Origin of the sequence: Micromonospora sp. CPM1, assembly GCF_023896895.1 — a bacterium.
GTDB classification, from domain to species: Bacteria; Actinomycetota; Actinomycetes; order Mycobacteriales; family Micromonosporaceae; genus Micromonospora; species Micromonospora tulbaghiae.
Map to the genome: position 1 here is coordinate 313,241 of NZ_JAMHIU010000002.1, position 15,638 is coordinate 328,878.

At 73.3% G+C, this 15,638-nt stretch carries 19 protein-coding genes; 10 read left to right on the forward strand and 9 right to left on the reverse strand.

The window, feature by feature from the left end; all coding sequences use genetic code 11:
• The first annotated feature begins 7 nt into the window (after positions 1–7).
• Positions 8–967, forward strand: a complete 960-nt coding sequence (locus tag M8C11_RS03995) for an asparaginase (protein ID WP_252448356.1) — start codon at positions 8–10, stop codon at positions 965–967.
• A gap of 120 nt (positions 968–1,087) precedes the next feature.
• On the opposite strand, the gene M8C11_RS04000 is transcribed toward M8C11_RS03995, so the two are convergent.
• Positions 1,088–1,885 carry an alpha/beta fold hydrolase gene (locus tag M8C11_RS04000; protein WP_252448357.1) on the reverse strand — a complete coding sequence of 266 codons (798 nt, stop codon included), beginning with the start codon at positions 1,883–1,885 and terminating at the stop codon, positions 1,088–1,090.
• Positions 1,886–1,998: 113 nt separating this feature from the next.
• Between M8C11_RS04000 and M8C11_RS04005 the strand changes: the two genes are divergently transcribed.
• The 5 genes from M8C11_RS04005 to M8C11_RS04025 all read left to right on the forward strand — a co-directional run bounded on the left by M8C11_RS04005 (position 1,999) and on the right by M8C11_RS04025 (position 5,349).
• Complete coding sequence (locus M8C11_RS04005; protein ID WP_252448358.1) at positions 1,999–2,607, forward strand: helix-turn-helix domain-containing protein; 609 nt, start codon at positions 1,999–2,001, stop codon at positions 2,605–2,607.
• Positions 2,604–3,329, forward strand: coding sequence for a hypothetical protein (locus M8C11_RS04010; protein ID WP_252448360.1), 726 nt, complete (start codon positions 2,604–2,606; stop codon positions 3,327–3,329). The genes M8C11_RS04005 and M8C11_RS04010 overlap by 4 nt, the downstream gene beginning before the upstream one ends.
• A gap of 72 nt (positions 3,330–3,401) precedes the next feature.
• A complete protein-coding gene (locus tag M8C11_RS04015; protein WP_013288803.1) occupies positions 3,402–3,716 on the forward strand; it encodes a DUF2516 family protein in 315 nt (104 codons plus the stop codon).
• On the forward strand, positions 3,713–4,600 hold the full coding sequence (locus M8C11_RS04020) for an alpha/beta fold hydrolase (protein WP_013475119.1): 888 nt from the start codon (positions 3,713–3,715) through the stop codon (positions 4,598–4,600). The genes M8C11_RS04015 and M8C11_RS04020 overlap by 4 nt, the downstream gene beginning before the upstream one ends.
• Before the next feature lie 11 nt (positions 4,601–4,611).
• Positions 4,612–5,349 carry an alanyl-tRNA editing protein gene (locus M8C11_RS04025; protein WP_064446700.1) on the forward strand — a complete coding sequence of 246 codons (738 nt, stop codon included), beginning with the start codon at positions 4,612–4,614 and terminating at the stop codon, positions 5,347–5,349.
• A gap of 1 nt (position 5,350) precedes the next feature.
• Here M8C11_RS04025 and M8C11_RS04030 read toward each other — a convergent pair whose 3' ends face one another.
• A complete protein-coding gene (locus M8C11_RS04030) occupies positions 5,351–5,950 on the reverse strand; it encodes an ABATE domain-containing protein (RefSeq protein ID WP_252448361.1) in 600 nt (199 codons plus the stop codon).
• A gap of 43 nt (positions 5,951–5,993) precedes the next feature.
• Here M8C11_RS04030 and M8C11_RS04035 point away from each other — a divergent pair, with 43 nt between their 5' ends.
• Positions 5,994–6,443, forward strand: coding sequence for a VOC family protein (locus tag M8C11_RS04035; protein ID WP_252448363.1), 450 nt, complete (start codon positions 5,994–5,996; stop codon positions 6,441–6,443).
• 6 nt (positions 6,444–6,449) lie between these two features.
• On the opposite strand, the gene M8C11_RS04040 is transcribed toward M8C11_RS04035, so the two are convergent.
• Positions 6,450–7,121: a DNA polymerase beta superfamily protein gene (locus tag M8C11_RS04040; RefSeq protein ID WP_252448364.1), complete on the reverse strand. Its 672-nt coding sequence runs from the start codon at positions 7,119–7,121 to the stop codon at positions 6,450–6,452.
• 76 nt (positions 7,122–7,197) lie between these two features.
• Here M8C11_RS04040 and M8C11_RS04045 point away from each other — a divergent pair, with 76 nt between their 5' ends.
• A complete protein-coding gene (locus M8C11_RS04045; protein ID WP_252448366.1) occupies positions 7,198–8,112 on the forward strand; it encodes an SDR family oxidoreductase in 915 nt (304 codons plus the stop codon).
• Here the strand turns inward: M8C11_RS04045 and M8C11_RS04050 are convergent.
• Positions 8,103–9,092 (reverse strand): YafY family protein, encoded by a 990-nt coding sequence (locus M8C11_RS04050; protein WP_252448367.1) that lies wholly within the window; start codon positions 9,090–9,092, stop codon positions 8,103–8,105. The two genes, M8C11_RS04045 and M8C11_RS04050, sit on opposite strands and share 10 nt — an antisense overlap.
• A gap of 40 nt (positions 9,093–9,132) precedes the next feature.
• Here M8C11_RS04050 and M8C11_RS04055 point away from each other — a divergent pair, with 40 nt between their 5' ends.
• Positions 9,133–9,924: an EI24 domain-containing protein gene (locus M8C11_RS04055; RefSeq protein ID WP_120572935.1), complete on the forward strand. Its 792-nt coding sequence runs from the start codon at positions 9,133–9,135 to the stop codon at positions 9,922–9,924.
• Position 9,925: 1 nt separating this feature from the next.
• The gene (locus M8C11_RS04060) at positions 9,926–10,444 is read left to right on the forward strand and encodes an O-acetyl-ADP-ribose deacetylase (protein WP_252448369.1); all 519 of its coding nucleotides are present in this window, start codon (positions 9,926–9,928) and stop codon (positions 10,442–10,444) included.
• Here the strand turns inward: M8C11_RS04060 and M8C11_RS04065 are convergent.
• The 5 genes from M8C11_RS04065 to M8C11_RS04085 all read right to left on the reverse strand — a co-directional run bounded on the left by M8C11_RS04065 (position 10,437) and on the right by M8C11_RS04085 (position 15,615).
• Positions 10,437–11,342 carry a GNAT family N-acetyltransferase gene (locus M8C11_RS04065; RefSeq protein WP_252448371.1) on the reverse strand — a complete coding sequence of 302 codons (906 nt, stop codon included), beginning with the start codon at positions 11,340–11,342 and terminating at the stop codon, positions 10,437–10,439. The genes M8C11_RS04060 and M8C11_RS04065 overlap by 8 nt on opposite strands.
• 62 nt (positions 11,343–11,404) lie before the next feature.
• Positions 11,405–12,412, reverse strand: a complete 1,008-nt coding sequence (locus M8C11_RS04070) for a LacI family DNA-binding transcriptional regulator (RefSeq protein WP_252448372.1) — start codon at positions 12,410–12,412, stop codon at positions 11,405–11,407.
• A gap of 19 nt (positions 12,413–12,431) precedes the next feature.
• The gene (locus tag M8C11_RS04075) at positions 12,432–13,799 is read right to left on the reverse strand and encodes a GH1 family beta-glucosidase (RefSeq protein ID WP_252448373.1); all 1,368 of its coding nucleotides are present in this window, start codon (positions 13,797–13,799) and stop codon (positions 12,432–12,434) included.
• Positions 13,796–14,629 (reverse strand): carbohydrate ABC transporter permease, encoded by an 834-nt coding sequence (locus tag M8C11_RS04080; protein WP_121683310.1) that lies wholly within the window; start codon positions 14,627–14,629, stop codon positions 13,796–13,798. Before M8C11_RS04080 ends, M8C11_RS04075 begins: the two co-directional genes overlap by 4 nt.
• The gene (locus M8C11_RS04085; RefSeq protein WP_252448374.1) at positions 14,626–15,615 is read right to left on the reverse strand and encodes a carbohydrate ABC transporter permease; all 990 of its coding nucleotides are present in this window, start codon (positions 15,613–15,615) and stop codon (positions 14,626–14,628) included. The genes M8C11_RS04080 and M8C11_RS04085 overlap by 4 nt, the downstream gene beginning before the upstream one ends.
• Positions 15,616–15,638: the final 23 nt, after the last annotated feature.

The following is a 15,638-nucleotide window of genomic DNA, read 5'->3' on the forward strand; positions in this document are numbered from 1 at the left end:
CCATACCGTGGGAAAAACGTACGAGGGTGGCGTGCCGCTCGCCCAGGTGGTCCGGTCCGGTTTCGTGGAGGGCGTCCACCGGGGTTCCGTGGTGGTGCTCGACGCCGCCGGCGAGCCGGTCGACGGAGCCGGTGACGTCACCTCGCCGATCTTCCCCCGCTCGTCGAACAAGCCGATGCAGGCGATCGGGATGCTCCGGGCCGGGCTGCCGCTCACCGACCCGGCCGACGTGGCGCTGGTCGCGGCCAGCCACGCGGGCGAGGAGTTCCACGTCGAGCGGGTCACCGCGCTGCTGCGCGACGCCGGCCTGACCGAGGACGCGTTGCACTGCCCGCCGGACCTGCCGTTCGGCGAGGCCGCCCGGGAGGCGGTGCTGCGGGCCGGCGGCGGGCCGGCCCGGGTGCTGATGAACTGCTCCGGCAAGCACGCCGGCATGGTCCGGACCTGCCTGGCCGCCGGCTGGCCGCTGGACGGCTACTGGCGCCCGGAGCACCCGCTCCAGCAGTGCCTGACCGCCACGATCGAGGAGTTCACCGGCGAGCGGGCGGCGGCCGTCGGGGTGGACGGCTGCGGCGCGCCGGTGCTCGCCGTCTCGCTGACCGGGCTGGCCCGGGCGTTCCTGCGGATGGTCAGCGCCGAGCCGGGCACCGTCGAGCGGACGGTGGCGGACGCGATGCGGGCGTACCCGGAACTGGTCGGCGGCACCCAGGCGGAGGACACGCGGCTGATGCGCGGCGTACCCGGTCTGCTCGCCAAGATCGGCGCGGAGGGCGTGATCGCGGCGGCGATCCCGGAGGTCGGCGCCGTGGCCCTGAAGATCGACGACGGCGCCGCCAGAGCCCGCACACCCGTCCTGACCTCGGCCCTGGCACGCCTGAACGTGCGCGCCCCCATCCTCACCGAGTACGCCGAACCACCCCTGCTGGGCGGCGGCCTCCCGGTAGGCGCCATCCACCCCACCTGGTAACCCCCGCCCCGCCACACCCCCCGGCGATCTTGCACTTACCGCCCCGGCAAAGCGCGTATTCCAGGCGTGCCGAGGGCCGCAACTGCAAGATCGCCGAGCAGGGGGCGCGGGGAGGGCGGGTCAGGGGAGGAAGGACAGGAGGGCGGTGTTGGTCTCGGTGGGGCGCTCCAGGGGGAGCAGGTGGGCCGCATCGGGGACGTCGGGGAGGCGTACGCCGTTCGGGGCCTCGTCGGCGATGCGGTCGGCCAGGCGGCGGATGTCGGCCAGGTCGTCGGCGCCGGTGCCGACGAGCACCGGTACGCGCAGCTCGCCCAGCCGGTCGATCGCCGGCGGGTCCAGCTCACCCACCTCGATCGCGCTCAGCGCCTGCTCGGCGGCGAGCGCCCGTCGGTCCATCTCCTCGGCGAACCGGATCAGCTCCGGGTCGACGTCCTCCGGGCGGCGGGTCGGGCCGACCACCCAGAACCGCACCTCGCCGGCGGCGGTGGCGGCGAAGTCCTCCGGGTCCACGTCACCGACCAGCTCGTCCCAGAGCTGCTCGGTCTCCTCGGACCACTCGTTGCCGGAGACGGGCGCGCCGAACAGCGCCAGCGCCGAGACCCGCTCCGGGTGGGCGAGCGCGGTGTCCACGGCGACCCGGCCGCCGAACGAGCAGCCGACGAGCGCGGCCCGCTCGATGCCCAGCGCGTCGAGCAGCCCGATCACGTCGTCGTGGTGGGCGAACGGCGCGGGCGGCAGCTCCGAGTCGCCGTAGCCGCGCAGGTCCAGCGCGATCACCCGGTGTCGCTGCGCGAGTGCCGGGATCTGCCCGCGCCACATCCGCCGGTCGGCGATGCCGGCGTGCAGCAACACCACGGCGGTTCCGGTGCCGCTCTCGTCGTACGCGAGCTGGGCGCCGTTGATATCGATCTTGGTCACGGGGGAGAACGGTACGGACCGGACATGGGCTCCGCAACCCACCTTCAGTGACCCCGCTAACTCTGGCTAGCGTTTTGCTTGCAGGAGTTAGCAGCCCGAGCTAGCGTTGAGTCATGGCCACCAGCAAGGACCTTCCCGATGTCGGCGGGTTCATTCGCGACCTGCGGCGCAACGCGAAGATCTCACTGCGCCAGCTCGCCGAGCAGGCGGGCGTCAGCAATCCCTACCTGAGCCAGATCGAGCGCGGGCTGCGCAAGCCGAGCGCCGAGGTGCTCCAGCAGCTCGCCAGCGCGCTGCGCGTCTCCACCCCGGCGATGTACCTGCGTGCCGGGCTGCTGGACGACAAGGAGGGTCAGGGCGTGCTCGCGGCGATCGCCGTCGACCCCGAGCTGACCATGGCCCAGAAGCAGTCGCTCACCCAGATCTACGAGACGTTCCGGCGCGAGAACGCCCGCCTGGCCGAGGCGACAGAGGCCGCCACCACGACGGAAGCGGCCACCACGGCCGAGGCGGCCACCGCGCCGGAGGCCCCGGCCACCGTCGCGCCGGCCGCCACCGGTCCGGTGACGCCGGACGGCACCCCGACCGAGGCGGTCCTCGAATCCGTAGCCGTCACCGAAGCGGGCGGCGCGCCCGCCCCGACCACCGCCGCCCCTGAGCAGACGGCCGCCCGCCGGGCGGCCCGGAAGGCCGCCGGTGCGGCCGAGGAGGAGCAGTCATGACCACCCAGCCGAAGACCAACCGCATCCCCGCACCCCTCTACGCCGCCGCCGGCGCCGGTGAGCTGGCCCTGGAGCAGCTGCGCAAGCTGCCGACTGTGGTGACCGACCTCGGCGGCAAGGCCGTCGTCACCGGCTTCGAGCTGCGCCAGAAGGCCACCGAGACGCTGAAGACCGCCAACCAGACCGCCACCGGGCTGCGCGAGCGGGCCGTCGCCACCGACCTCGACCAGCTCCGCGAGGCCGCCAACCTGGAGAAGCTGCGCGAGGCCGCGAACCTGGACAAGCTCCGCGAGGCCGCCACCCGCAACGCCGCCGTCGTGGTGGCCGGCGCGTACGCCGCGCAGGAGCGCGCGCTGGCCGCGTACGCCGAGCTGGTCGCCCGCGGTGAGCGCGTGGTCGGCGCCGGCGTGCTGGAGGCCGCCGACACGGTGAACGCCGACATCGAGGCCACCGAGGCCACCGGCACCGACGTGACCCCGAAGGCCGACACCGCCCCGAAGACCGAGGTGGCCCCGAAGCCGGAGACCGCCGCCGCGACGACCGAGGTGCCCACCCCGGCCGAGGTGGCCGAGGCGGTGGCCGCCAAGCCGGCCGCGGTGAAGCGGACCCGCGCCACCAAGGCGACCGCCACAAAGGCCGCCACGAAGACGACCGCCAAGCCGGCCACCCCGTCGGCGAAGCTGCCGAAGACCACGAAGCGGACCCGCCCGGCCGCCGAGTGACCCGAAGCTCCACCGGGACCCCGGACAACGTCTTGTCGGACGTTTCCGGGGTCTCGGCATAAGCTTGCCCCCATGGCCATCGCCGCGCCGATCTTCGCGTTCGCAGTCCAAGACGTGATCCAGCTGATCCTGCTCGTCTTCGCCCTGGTCGTACAGGGAGTGGCGCTGGTGCACGCGGTCACCCAGCGCGGCGACGGTTTCGCCGCGCTCGGCACGCTGCCCAAGGGCGGCTGGGTCGCCATCCTGGCGGTCTGCCTGCTGCTGACCCTGCTCGGCTTCGGCCCGATCAGCCTGTTCGGACTGATCGGCATCGCGGCCGGTCTCATCTACCTGCTCGACGTGCGGCCCGGCCTGCGGGACCTGCACGACGGCCGAGGGTCCTGGTGAGAGGTTTCCGCTGGCCTCCGCCACCGGACGGCGGTCCCCGCACCTGGGGGCCCGGCCCCGGCGCGCCCCGCACCGGGCGTCCCGCGTTGCCCGAGCCGGAGACGGAGCTGGTCGCCACCCCGCACGGGGTGAGCCTGGAACGGCTGGTCACCGGCACCGGTGACCCGGTCACCGTGTTCGCGCACGGGCTCGGGAGCGGCATCGCCACCACCCGCCCGTTCGGCAGCGGCGTCACCGGGCGGCGCGTCTTCTTCCAGTTCCGCGGGCACGGCCGCTCCGACTCCCCGCCCGGGCCGTGGAGCTACCTGGACCTCGCCCGTGACCTGCGCGCGATGGCGGACCTGAGCGGTGCGACCCGGGCGTTCGGCGCCAGCCTCGGCGCGGGCGCGCTCTGCCGGCTGCTCGCGGAGAGCCCGGAACGCTTCGAGAAACTCGTCTTCTTCCTGCCCGCCGTGCTGGACACGCCGCGCGGCGAGGCGGCGCGCGCCCGGCTCACCGGCCTGCTCGACGCGGTGGCCGAGGGCGACGCGTCGGCGCTGGCCGACGCGGTGTCGCTGGAGCTGCCGCCGTCGGTGCGCAACACCCCGGCCGGCTGGGCGTACCTGCGGCAGCGGCTCGACCAGCTGCTGCGCGACGGGCTCGCGCCGGGGCTGGCCGACCTGCCCGCCCAGGCCCCGCTCGACGACGCCGGGTCGCTCGCCGCGGTCACCGCGCCGGCGCTGGTCATCGCCGCCGCCGAGGACGACCTGCACCCGGTCGCCGTCGCCGAACGGCTCGCCGCCGCGCTCCCGAACGCCACACTGCACGTGTACGACCGGCCCGGCGTGCTCTGGACCGAGCGCGCCGACCTGCGGGAGCGCGTCTCGGAGTTCCTGAACGGGTAACGTCGCCGTCCATGGGCGTCACACACCACGGCCGTACGCACCGGCTCGACCTCGCCGACCCGACCCTGCGCGAGTGGACCTGCCGGGTGCTGGCGGCCGATCCCGAGCAGGGCATCGTGCTGGACCGGTCCGCGTTCTACCCCGGTGGCGGCGGGCAGCCGCCGGATCACGGGGTGCTGCTCTGGCAGGGCGTACAGACCCGGATCGTCGGCACCCGCAAGGGCGACGACCTCTGGCTGATCCCGGCCGAGGGTGACCCGGTGCCGCCGGTCGGCACCGAGGTGGTCGGCGCGGTGGAGGACGCCCGCCGGACCATGCTGATGCGTACCCACTCCGGGCTGCACGTGCTCTGCGGCGTGGTGTTCCGCGACTTCGGCGCGCTCGTCACCGGCGGCAACATGGAGCCGGGTGAGGCGCGGATGGACTTCAACCTCCCCGAGGTGCCGCCGGACTTCAAGGCCCGCATCGAGGAGTTGGTGAACGCCGAGGTGGCAGCCGACCGGTCGGTGGCCGTACGGGTGCTGCCGCGCGCCGAGGCGCTCGCCCTGCCGGACATCATCCGTACCCAGTCGAACCTGATCCCGCCGGAGGAGCAGGAGGTGCGGATCGTCGACATCGTGGGGCTGGACGTGCAGGCCGACGGCGGCACGCACGTCGCGTCCACCGCCCAGATCGGCAAGGTCCAGGTGGTCAAGGTGGAGAGCAAGGGCCGGGCCAACCGCCGGGTACGCGTGCGCCTGGCGGACTGATTCACCCGGGCGCGCGCCGGGACCGCAGCGCGCGTGCCTTCTGCCGGTTGCCGCAGCGTTCCATCGCGCACCAGCGGCGCTGCCCCGGCCGCGACGTGTCCACGAAGACCAGTTGGCAGTCGTGTGCGCCGCACTCCCGGATCCGGGCCGCGTACGGGCCGGTGAGCAGGTCGACCGCGTCCCGGGCGAACGTCGCGACCACCTGCGCGCCGGTCAGCGGCGTACGCCAGGACCGGCCGCCGTCGGGGCCGGCCTGCGGGACCAGCGGCAGCCCGGCCGCGGCGTCGTTCACCACCGCCAGGTCCGCGGCCGGTGGGGTCTCGTCGCGGGTACGCGCCTGCGCCACCCGCCAGAGCGCGTCGCGCAGTCGACGGGCGGCGGCCAGGTCGTCCGCGTCGACGATGACGGCGGCGGGGTCCAGCCGCAGCCGGGACGCGGCCAGCCAGCCCGCGAGGTCGTCCGGGCGGTGCAGCACCTCGTAGCGGGCGAACGCGCCCGGACCGCCGGTGGTCAGCAGCTCCAGGCAGAGCGCGCCCGGGTCGAAGCTGTATCTCGTGCCTTCGGGACTGATCAGGGTGAGTCCGCTTGCGCCGTTCGTCACGTAACCACTATAACTGGTTACACCAACCGACCACGGAGGACACATGGCGCGGGACTGGAAACTCGTCATCGACTGTGCCGACCCGATCGAGCTGGCCCGCTTCTGGGCCGAGGCGCTCGGCTACCAGGTCGAGGACAACAGCGTGCTGATCGAGCGGCTGGCCGCCGCCGGTGCGGTGCCGCCGGAGGCGTACGTCGAGGTGGACGGCCGCAAGGCGTGGCGCGAACTGGCGGCGGTACGCCACCCGGACGATCCGGTGGACCCGGCCAGCGGCACCGGGCTGGGCCGGCGGTTCCTGTTCCAGGCCGTTCCCGAGCCCAAGCGGGTCAAGAACCGCCTCCACGTCGACCTGCACGTCGGCCCGGAGGGGCGGGCGGCCGAGGTGAAGCGGCTGACCGCACTCGGCGCGACGGTGCTGGCCGAGGTCGCCGACCGGGGCAGCGAGCACACCACGATGGCCGATCCGGAGGGCAACGAGTTCGACGTGCAGTGACCCCGCTCAGCGCGGCAGGTGGGCCGCCCGGACGGCGAGCAGCCAGCGTTCCACGATCTCCTCGTCCGGGCGTTCCGGCAGCGGCGAGCGGGTCCGGTCGAACTCCGCCTCGGCGGTCGCCACCAGGGCCTGCGCCTCGTCCAGCGCGCCACCGGCGACCCGCTCGCCGAACGCGCGGAACCACTCCGGGTCGGCGAGGCGGATCTCCAGCACGCCCGTCGCGTACAGCACCCGGCCCTGGTGCAGCAGCCGGGCCAGGTGCCGGGCGTGCTTCGCCGAGCGTCGCCGCCCGCCGACATCGGCGCTCCGGCTGGCGAGCTTGCGGAACTGCTGCGAGGCGTACCCGAGGTAGGCGTCGCGGACCCGCGGCGCGCTGAGGAACGCCGATCGGATGGCGATCAGCTCCTCGCCGAACCCGGTGCGGGTCTCGTAGCAGTCGTCGGGCAGCCACATCAGCTCGGTGGCGGTCGGGTTGCCGCTCAGCGCCAGCAGCGCGTACTTGCGCGCCTCGTGCAGCGTGACGTCCGGCTCGGTGGTCACGACCGACTCGCGGGGCGGGCGCAGGCCGTGGAACGCGACTGTGGGCGCGGCGAACACGCCGATCCGGTCGGTGTCCGAGCCCGGTCCGGCCAGCCCGTACGCGACCGAGCCGACGATCCCGGACAGCAGCAGGTGCATACCGGTGATGATCGCCCATCCGGGTCTGGAGGAAAACCGGACTTCCGCTGTCAGGTATCGGTGACACGGTGATCCCATGAACTCACCACTGACCGGGAAGGTTGCGCTCGTCGCGGGCGCGACCCGGGGCGCCGGCCGGCAGATCGCCGTGCAGCTCGGCGCCGCCGGGGCCACCGTCTACGCCACCGGCCGCACCACCCGCGAGCGCCGCTCCGAGATGGACCGGCCGGAGACCATCGAGGAGACCGCCGAGCTGGTCACCGCCGCCGGGGGCACCGGGATCGCCGTCGCTGTCGACCACCTCGACCCCGAGCAGGTACGCGGCCTGGTCGAGCGGATCGACGCCGAGCAGGGCCGCCTCGACGTGCTGGTGAACGACGTCTGGGGCGGCGATCCGCTGATCACCTGGGAGAAGCCGGTCTGGGAGCAGCCGCTCGACGCCGGTTTCCGCATGCTGCGGCTCGCGGTCGACACGCACATCATCACCAGCCACTTCGCGTTGCCGCTGCTGATCCGCAACCCGGGCGGCCTGGTCGTCGAGATCGGCGACGGCACCAAGGAGCACAACGACAGCGAGTACCGCCTGTCGGTCTTCTACGACCTGGCGAAGGTGTCGGTGAACCGGCTCGGCTTCAGCCAGGCGCACGAGCTGGCCCCGCACGGCTGCACCGCCGTCTCGCTCACGCCCGGCTGGCTGCGCTCGGAGGCGATGCTCGAACACTACGGCGTCACCGAGGCCACCTGGCGCGACGCCGCGAAGACCGAGCCGCACTTCGTCATGTCGGAGACGCCGGCGCTCGTCGGGCGCGCGGTGGCAGCCCTGGCCGCCGACCCGGACCGGGCCCGCTGGAACGGGCAGTCCCTCGACAGCGGCGGCCTGGCCCAGGTGTACGGCTTCACCGACGTCGACGGCAGCCGCCCGCACTGGGCCCGCTACTACGAGGAGGTGGTCAAGCCGGGCAAGCCGGCCGACCCCGACGGCTACCGCTGACCCGACGGCGGATCGGTGTAGAGCGCCGCCGCGCTGCGAGTCGCCTCGGCGAAGCGGGCCCGCAGTTGCGGCGGCGCCAGCACCTCCACCTCCGGGCCGAGCGCCAGCAACTGGGTGTACGCGACGTCCACCGACTCGACCGGCAGGCGCAGCACCAGCCGGCCCTGCTCGTCCGGCGGACCGGCCGCGTCCACCGCCTCGGTGTGGACGAACGGCGCGTCCACCAGGTGCCGCAGCATCCGCAGCCCGGCCGGGCTCAGCCGCACGGTGACCCGCTCCCGCAGCAGCTCGCGCAGGAACGCGCCCGCCTGCTCCCGCCAGTACGCCCCGAGGTCGAAGTCCTCGTCCCGGTCGAAGCCGTCGGCGCCCACCTCGACCGCCACCACCCGGTCCACCCGGTACGTCCGCCAGGCGTCGTCGACCCGGCCGACCAGGTACCAGACCCCGTTCTTCAGCACCAGCCCGTACGGCGCCAGCGTGCGGGTCACCTCGCGGTCCCCGCGCCGGTAGCGCAGCTCCACCATCAGGTCCCGCCAGACCGCCCGGGCCAGCTCGGCGAGTGCCGGCGGCGGCGGGGTCTCCCGGAACCAGCCGGGCACGTCCAGATGGAACCGCTGCCCGGTACGAGCGGGCGCGTCCCGCAGGCTCGGCGGCAGCGCGGCGAGCACCTTCAGCTCGGCGGCGGCCACCGAGTCGGCCAGTCCCATGTCCCCTGCGGGTCCGGGCAGCCCGGCCAGGAACAGCGCCTCGGCCTCGTCCCGGCTCAACCCGGTCAGCCGAGTCCGGTAGCCGCCCAGCAGCCGGTAGCCGCCGGCCCGGCCCCGGTCCGCGTACACCGGGACACCGGCGGCGGAGAGCGCCAGCACGTCCCGGTAGACGGTCCGCTCGGACACCTCCAGCTCGCGGGCCAGCTCGGCGGCGGTCATCGTCTCCCGGGACTGGAGCAGCAGCACAAGCGAGATCAGCCGGGACGCACGCACAGGCCCATTGTGGTGCACCGGGAGATTAGGCTGTGCCGTCGTGAACGCCTCCCGTACCGTCGCGCCGGTCACCGGCGCGGCCACCCGCTTCCTCGGCGGCGCCGGGCTGCTGCTGCGCGGCTTCGGCATGTACGTCCGCAGCCCCAAGCTGATGCTGCTCGGCGTGATCCCGGCGCTGATCACCGGCGCGCTCTACGTGGCCCTGTTCGCCACGCTGCTCTACTTCGTGGACGACCTGGCGGGCTGGCTCACCCCGTTCGCCGACGACTGGTCGTCGCCCTGGCGCGGGCTGCTGCGGGTCGCCGCCGGGCTGGCGGTGGTCGGGGTCGCCGGGCTGGTCGGTGTGCTCACGTTCACCGCCGTCACGCTGGTCATCGGTGACCCGTTCTACGAGGCGATCTCCGAGCGGGTCGAGAACCGGCTCGGCGGCACCCCCGGCGCGGTCGACGTGCCGTTCTGGTCCTCGCTGCGGCGCAGCCTCGCCGACTCGCTGCGCCTGGTCGCGCTGTCCGCGCTGATCGGCGTACCCCTGTTCGCGGCCGGTTTCATCCCGGTGGTGGGGCAGACGGTGGTCCCGGTGGTCGGTGCCCTGGTGGGTGGCTGGTTCCTGGCGCTGGAGCTGGTCGGCGCGCCGTTCTACCGGCGGGGGATGCGGCTGCCGGACCGGCGGGCGCGGCTGCGGACCGACCGCCCGACGGCGCTCGGTTTCGGGGTGGCGGTCTTCCTGTGCTTCCTGATCCCGCTCGGCGCGGTGCTGGTGATGCCGGCCGCCGTCGCCGGGGCCGCGCTGCTGGCCCGCCGGTCGCTGGGCCAGCCGATCGAGGAGAGCTGAGATGGACACCGTCCTGATCGAGGGGGACATCACCGCGCAACAGGTCGACGCCATAGTCAACGCCGCGAACTCGTCGCTGCTCGGCGGCGGGGGAGTGGACGGCGCGATCCACCGGCGCGGCGGCCCGGCGATCCTGGAGGAGTGCCGGGCGCTGCGCGCGTCCCGCTACGGGCGCGGGCTGCCCACCGGCCAGGCCGTCGCCACCACCGCCGGCAACCTGCCGGCCCGCTGGGTGGTGCACACCGTCGGGCCGGTCTTCTCGCCGCGCGAGGACCGCTCGGCGCTGCTGCGCGACTGCTACGCCAACAGCCTGCGGGTCGCCGACGGGCTGGGAGCGACCCGGATCGCGTTCCCGCTGATCTCCGCCGGGATCTACGGCTGGCCGGTCGAGGACGCGGTGGCGCAGGCGCTCACAGTGCTGCACGCGGCCACCCCGGCGCACGTCACCGAGGCCCGGCTGGTGCTGTTCGGCGCGGACACGTACGCCACAGCGGTGCGGGTGGCCGCCGGGCTCACGTGAGTTTGCGCCGGCACGACCACTGGCTGTCCACCGGCCGGTAGCCGAGCCGCTCGTTCACCGCCAGCATCGGCGCGTTCGCCTCGTCGTTCGAGGTGTACGCGGTGCATACCCCGCGCGCGGCGGCGGCGTGCAGGGCGGCCTGCTTGGCCAGCCGGGCCAGCCCTCGCCCCCGGTACGCGGGCAGCGTGCCGGTGAAGTCCGACCACATCCGGTCACCGTCGCGCTTCACCAGGCTGAGCGCGACCAGTTCGCCGTCCACCTCGGCGAGCGTGCTGGCCTCCCGGTCCAGACCCGGGTTGTCCCAGCACTCGTGGAGCCACAGGTCGAAGCCGAGCGAGTCCGTGGGCACGTCGCCCGGCTCGTCCCGGGACGACTCGGCGTCGACCCGGTGCACCAGGCGCGGGTCGAGCCCGGCGGCGGACACCAGCCGTACGCCCGGCGGCGCCTGCGGCATCGGCGGGGGCGTGCTCAGGTCCAGCGCCGAGTAACGCAGCTCCCGGCTGGGCGTGAAGCCGTGCCGCTGCGCGAACGGCAGCGACTCGGTACGCGCGTGGGTCAGCACCCGGGTGGACCCGAGCGTGCGCAGGTGACCGAACGCGGCGTCGAACAGCGCGGTGCCGGTGCCCCGGCGGCGGTGCTCTGGGTGGACGTGCAGCAGGGCCATCTCGCCCACGCCGGGCGTCGAGGTCTGCGTGTTGCGGTACGCCGACACCCAGCCGATCACCTGCCCGTCCGCCTCGGCGACCCAGGCCGACCAGTCCTCGCCGGCCGGCGGGTCGGCGATCATGCGGTGGGTCGACTCGACGCCGCGCACCAGGTAGGGGTAGACGAGCGCGCGCAACGCCACCACGGCGGGCGCGTCGTCGGGGCGGGCGGGACGGATCTCGGCTCCACTCATTCGGCGGACCCTAGACCCGTCGCCGCCCGCGCCGCGACCGGATAACCAGCGCGACCGGATGATCAGGCGGACTCGCGCAGCACCAGCTCGGTCGGCAGCACCAGCGTCTGCTCGACCTCCTCGCCCGCGGCGATCCGCAGCAGTTGCCGGGTCATCGACCGGCCCAGCTCCACTATCGGCTGCCGCACCGTGGTCAGCGGCGGCTCGGTGTACGCGGCCGTCTCGATGTCGTCGAACCCGATCACCGCCACGTCCTCGGGCACCCGCCGCCCGGCCTCCCGCAGCGTCCGCAGGGCGGCGTGCGCCATCAGGTCGGAGGCGGCGAACACGGCGTCCAGCTCCGGGTCGGCGGCGAGCAGCTCGCGCATCGCGGCGGTGCCGGACTCCCGGGTGAAGTCGCCGTACGCGACCAGCTCCGGCAGCCCGGCGTCGGTGATCGCGCTGCGGTAGCCGATCAGCCGCTCGATCCCGGCGACCATGTCCTGCGGCCCGGCGATGGTGGCGATCCGCCGCCGCCCGCTCCCGATCAGGTGCTGGACGGCTGTGCTCACGCCGCCTTCGTGGTCGACGTCCACGTACGGCACGTCGGCGCCGTCGAGCGGCCGCCCGCTGCACACCACCGGGATGCCGAGGCGGGCCAGCCGGCCGGGCAGCGGGTCCTCGCCGTGCAGCGAGGCGAACAGCACCCCGTCGACGTGCCGGCCGGTGGTGTACCGCTCGACCCGCTCGTGCCCGGCCGGCGAACCGGCGAGCATCAGCACGAGCTGCTTGTCCGCCGCCTCCAGCTCCTGCGCCGCGCCCCGGATGATGCCCGGGAACACCTGGTCGTCGGAGAAGACCCGGGTGGCCGCCTCGGGCAGCACCAGCGCCACCGAGTCGGTCCGCTGGGTGACCAGGCTGCGGGCGGCGAGGTTCGGGACGTAGCCGAGTTCCTCGACCGCCCGGCGTACCGCCTGCCGGATCGGCTCGGCGACTGTCGTCGAGCCGTTCACCACCCGGGAGACCGTTGCCCGGGACACGCCGGCCAGCCGGGCCACCGCCTCCAGGGTCGGTCGCTGTGCCGTCGTCATCCCCGTAACCACCACCTCGTCACAGCCCGTTCCGGGCGATCACCTCCTGGTACCAGCGGGCACTGCGCTTGGGTGTGCGCCGCTGGGTCAGGTAGTCGACGTGGACGATCCCGAACCGCTTCCGGTAACCCTCGGCCCATTCGAAGTTGTCCAGCACCGACCATACGAGATAACCGCGCAGGTCCACGCCCCGGGCGATTGCTTCGTGCGCGGCGCGCAGGTGCCCGTCGAGGTAGGCGACCCGGTCGGCGTCGGCCACCTCGCCCCGCTCGTCGAGCCCGGTGTCCGGGAACGCCCCGCCGTTCTCGGTGATCATCAACGGGAGCCCGGGGTGGTCGGCCGCCACGCGTTCGAGCAGCCGGGTCAGCCCGGCCGGCTCGATCGACCAGCCCATGTCGGTCAGCGGCCCGGCCGGCGGCAGGAACTCGACCGCCCCGGCGGTGCCCGGGTACGCGCCACCTCCCGCGCCGTCGGCCCGCCCGGCCACGTAGGTGGGCGCGTAGTAGTTCAGACCGAGCAGGTCCAGCGGCGCGGCGATCAGCTTCTCGTCCCCGTCCCTGACGAAGTCCGGCGTGACGATCCGGCTGACGTGGGCCAGCACGTCCGCCGGGTAGCCGCCGCCGGTCAGCGGGTCCAGGAAGATCCGGTTGTGCAGGCCGTCGACCAGCCGGACCGCCTCGGCGTCGGCGGCGCTGCCCGCGTCCGCCGGCTGCACGTCGGCCAGGTTGAGCGTGATCCCGAGCGTCTCCGCGCCGGCCGCGCGCAACGCCCGCGCCGCCAGGCCGTGGCCGAGCAGCAGATGGTGTACGGCCCGGAACGCGTCACCGGAGTCACGGCGCCCCGGCGCGTGCACGCCGGAGCCGTACCCGAGGTAGGCCGAGCACCACGGTTCGTTGAGTGTGGTCCAGGTGCGGACCCGGTCGCCGAGGCGGCCGTGCACGGCGAGCGCGTACTCGGCGAAGTGCTCGGCGGTCTCCCGGACCGTCCACCCGCCCCGGTCCTCCAGCGCCTGCGGCAGGTCCCAGTGGTAGAGCGTGACGATCGGGTCGATGCCGGCGGCCAGCAGCGCGTCGGTCAGCCGGTCGTAGAAGTCCAGGCCGCGCGGCTCGACCGGCCCGGTCCCGTCCGGCCGCACCCGGGGCCAGGACACCGAGAACCGGTACGCCCGCAGCCCCAGCTCGGCCATCAGCGCGACGTCCTGCGCGTACCGGTGGTAGTGGTCGCAGGCCACGTCGCCGGTGTGGCCCTGGAACACCGCGCCCGGCGTACGGCTGAAGGTGTCCCAGATCGACGGACCGCGACCGTCCTCGCGGGCGGCGCCCTCGATCTGGTACGCGGCGGTGGCTCCGCCCCAGACGAAGCCCTCCGGGAATCGGACGTTGCTCATGCCTTGACCGCACCTTCCATGATGCCGCCGATGATCTGGCGGCCGAAGACGACGAACACCAGCAGCAGCGGCAGCGTGGCGATGGCCGTGCCGGTGAACACCTGCGACATGTCCTGGTAGTACCCGTCGGAGAGGGCCCGCAGCGACAGCTGCACCGTCGGGTTCTCCGGGTCGTTCAGCACCGCGTACGGCCACAGGAAGTCGTTCCAGGTGGTCATGAACGTGAGCAGGCCGAGGACGGCGGCGGCCGGGCGCAGCGCGGGCAGCACCACGTTCCAGTAGATCCGCGCGGTGTTGCAGCCGTCCATCCGGGCCGCCTCGATCAGCTCGGTGCTCACCGCCTGGCCGGCGTACTGCCGCATCATGAACACGCCGAAGCCGGTGACCAGCGCCGGCACGATCACGGCGGGCAGCCGGTCGTTCCAGTTCAGCTTCGTCATCAGCAGGTAGAGCGGGATCACGCCGAGCTGGGTGGGGACCATCATGGTGGCGACGATGACCAGCAGCAGCGCGTTGCGCCCGCGGAAGCGCAGTTTGGCGAACGCGAACCCGGCCAGCGTGGAGAAGAACACCACCGAGATCGTCACCGTGGTGGCCACGATCGCCGAGTTGATCAGGCCGGTCAGGAAGTACGCGTCGGTGTTGTCGAACAGCCGGGCGATGTTGGCGCCGAGGTTGCCACCGGGCGTGAGCGGCGGCGGGACCTGGCCCATCGTGTCGCTGGTGCGGCTGGCCACCACGAACATCCAGTAGATCGGGAAGATCGACAGGACGGCCGAGAGCGTCAGCGCCAGGTAGGTGAGCCGGCTTGCCGACCAGAGGCGGGTCATCGGGAGACCTCCTTGCGGGAGCCGCCGCCGAGCCGGCGCAGGAGCAGGACGTTGATCGCCGCGACCACGGCGATGAGCGCGAACAGCAGCCAGGCGACTGCCGAGCCGTAGCCGAAGTTGTAGTGCGGCGCGAAGGCGTTCTCGAACATGTACATGGTCACCGTCTGCGACTCCCGCAGCGGTCCGCCGCGGATCGCGTTGGTGCCGGAGTTGAACATCCGCGGCTCGGTGAAGAGCTGGAGCCCGCCGATGGTGGAGATGATGACCGCGAAGATGATCGTCGGCTTGAGCAGCGGCACCGTGATGGACCAGAACTGGCGGGCCCGGCCGGCGCCGTCGATCGCCGCCGACTCGTACAGGTCACGGGGGATGGCCTGCATGGCGGCCAGGAAGATCAGCGCGTTGTAGCCGGTCCAGCGCCAGTCGACCATGGTGGAGATGGCGACCCAGGCGGCGAACCGGTTCGCCTTCCAGTCGATCGCATTGATCCCGATGTGGTCGAGCAACCAGTTGATCATGCCGAACTCGCGGCCGAACAGCACCGCGAACACGATCGCCACGGCGGCGGTCGAGGTGACGTTCGGGATCAGCACCGCCATCCGCCAGGTGGTACGGGCGCGAAGCTGCCGGTTGAGCAGGTTGGCCAGCCACAGTGCGGCGAGCAGCTGGGGGACCGTGGAGATCACGAAGATGCCCAGCGTGTTGACGACCGAGTGCCAGAAGTCCGAGTCGGCGAGCAACTGCGTGTAGTTGTCGAAGCCGATGAACGGGTGTTCGGCGCCGAGCAGGTCCCAGTCGTGCAGCGAGACCCAGAACGTGTACGCCAGCGGGTACGCCCCGAAGACGCCGAACAGCAGGAAGAACGGGGCGATGAACAGGTACGGCGAGTACTTGGTGTCGATCCGGCTGAGCCGGTTGCCCAGGCCGGGACGGGTGGGACGGGGTGCCGGTGCGACCGGCGGGCGGGCGTCGAGCTGGACGGCCATGACCCGGGACTCCTTTCCGCCGT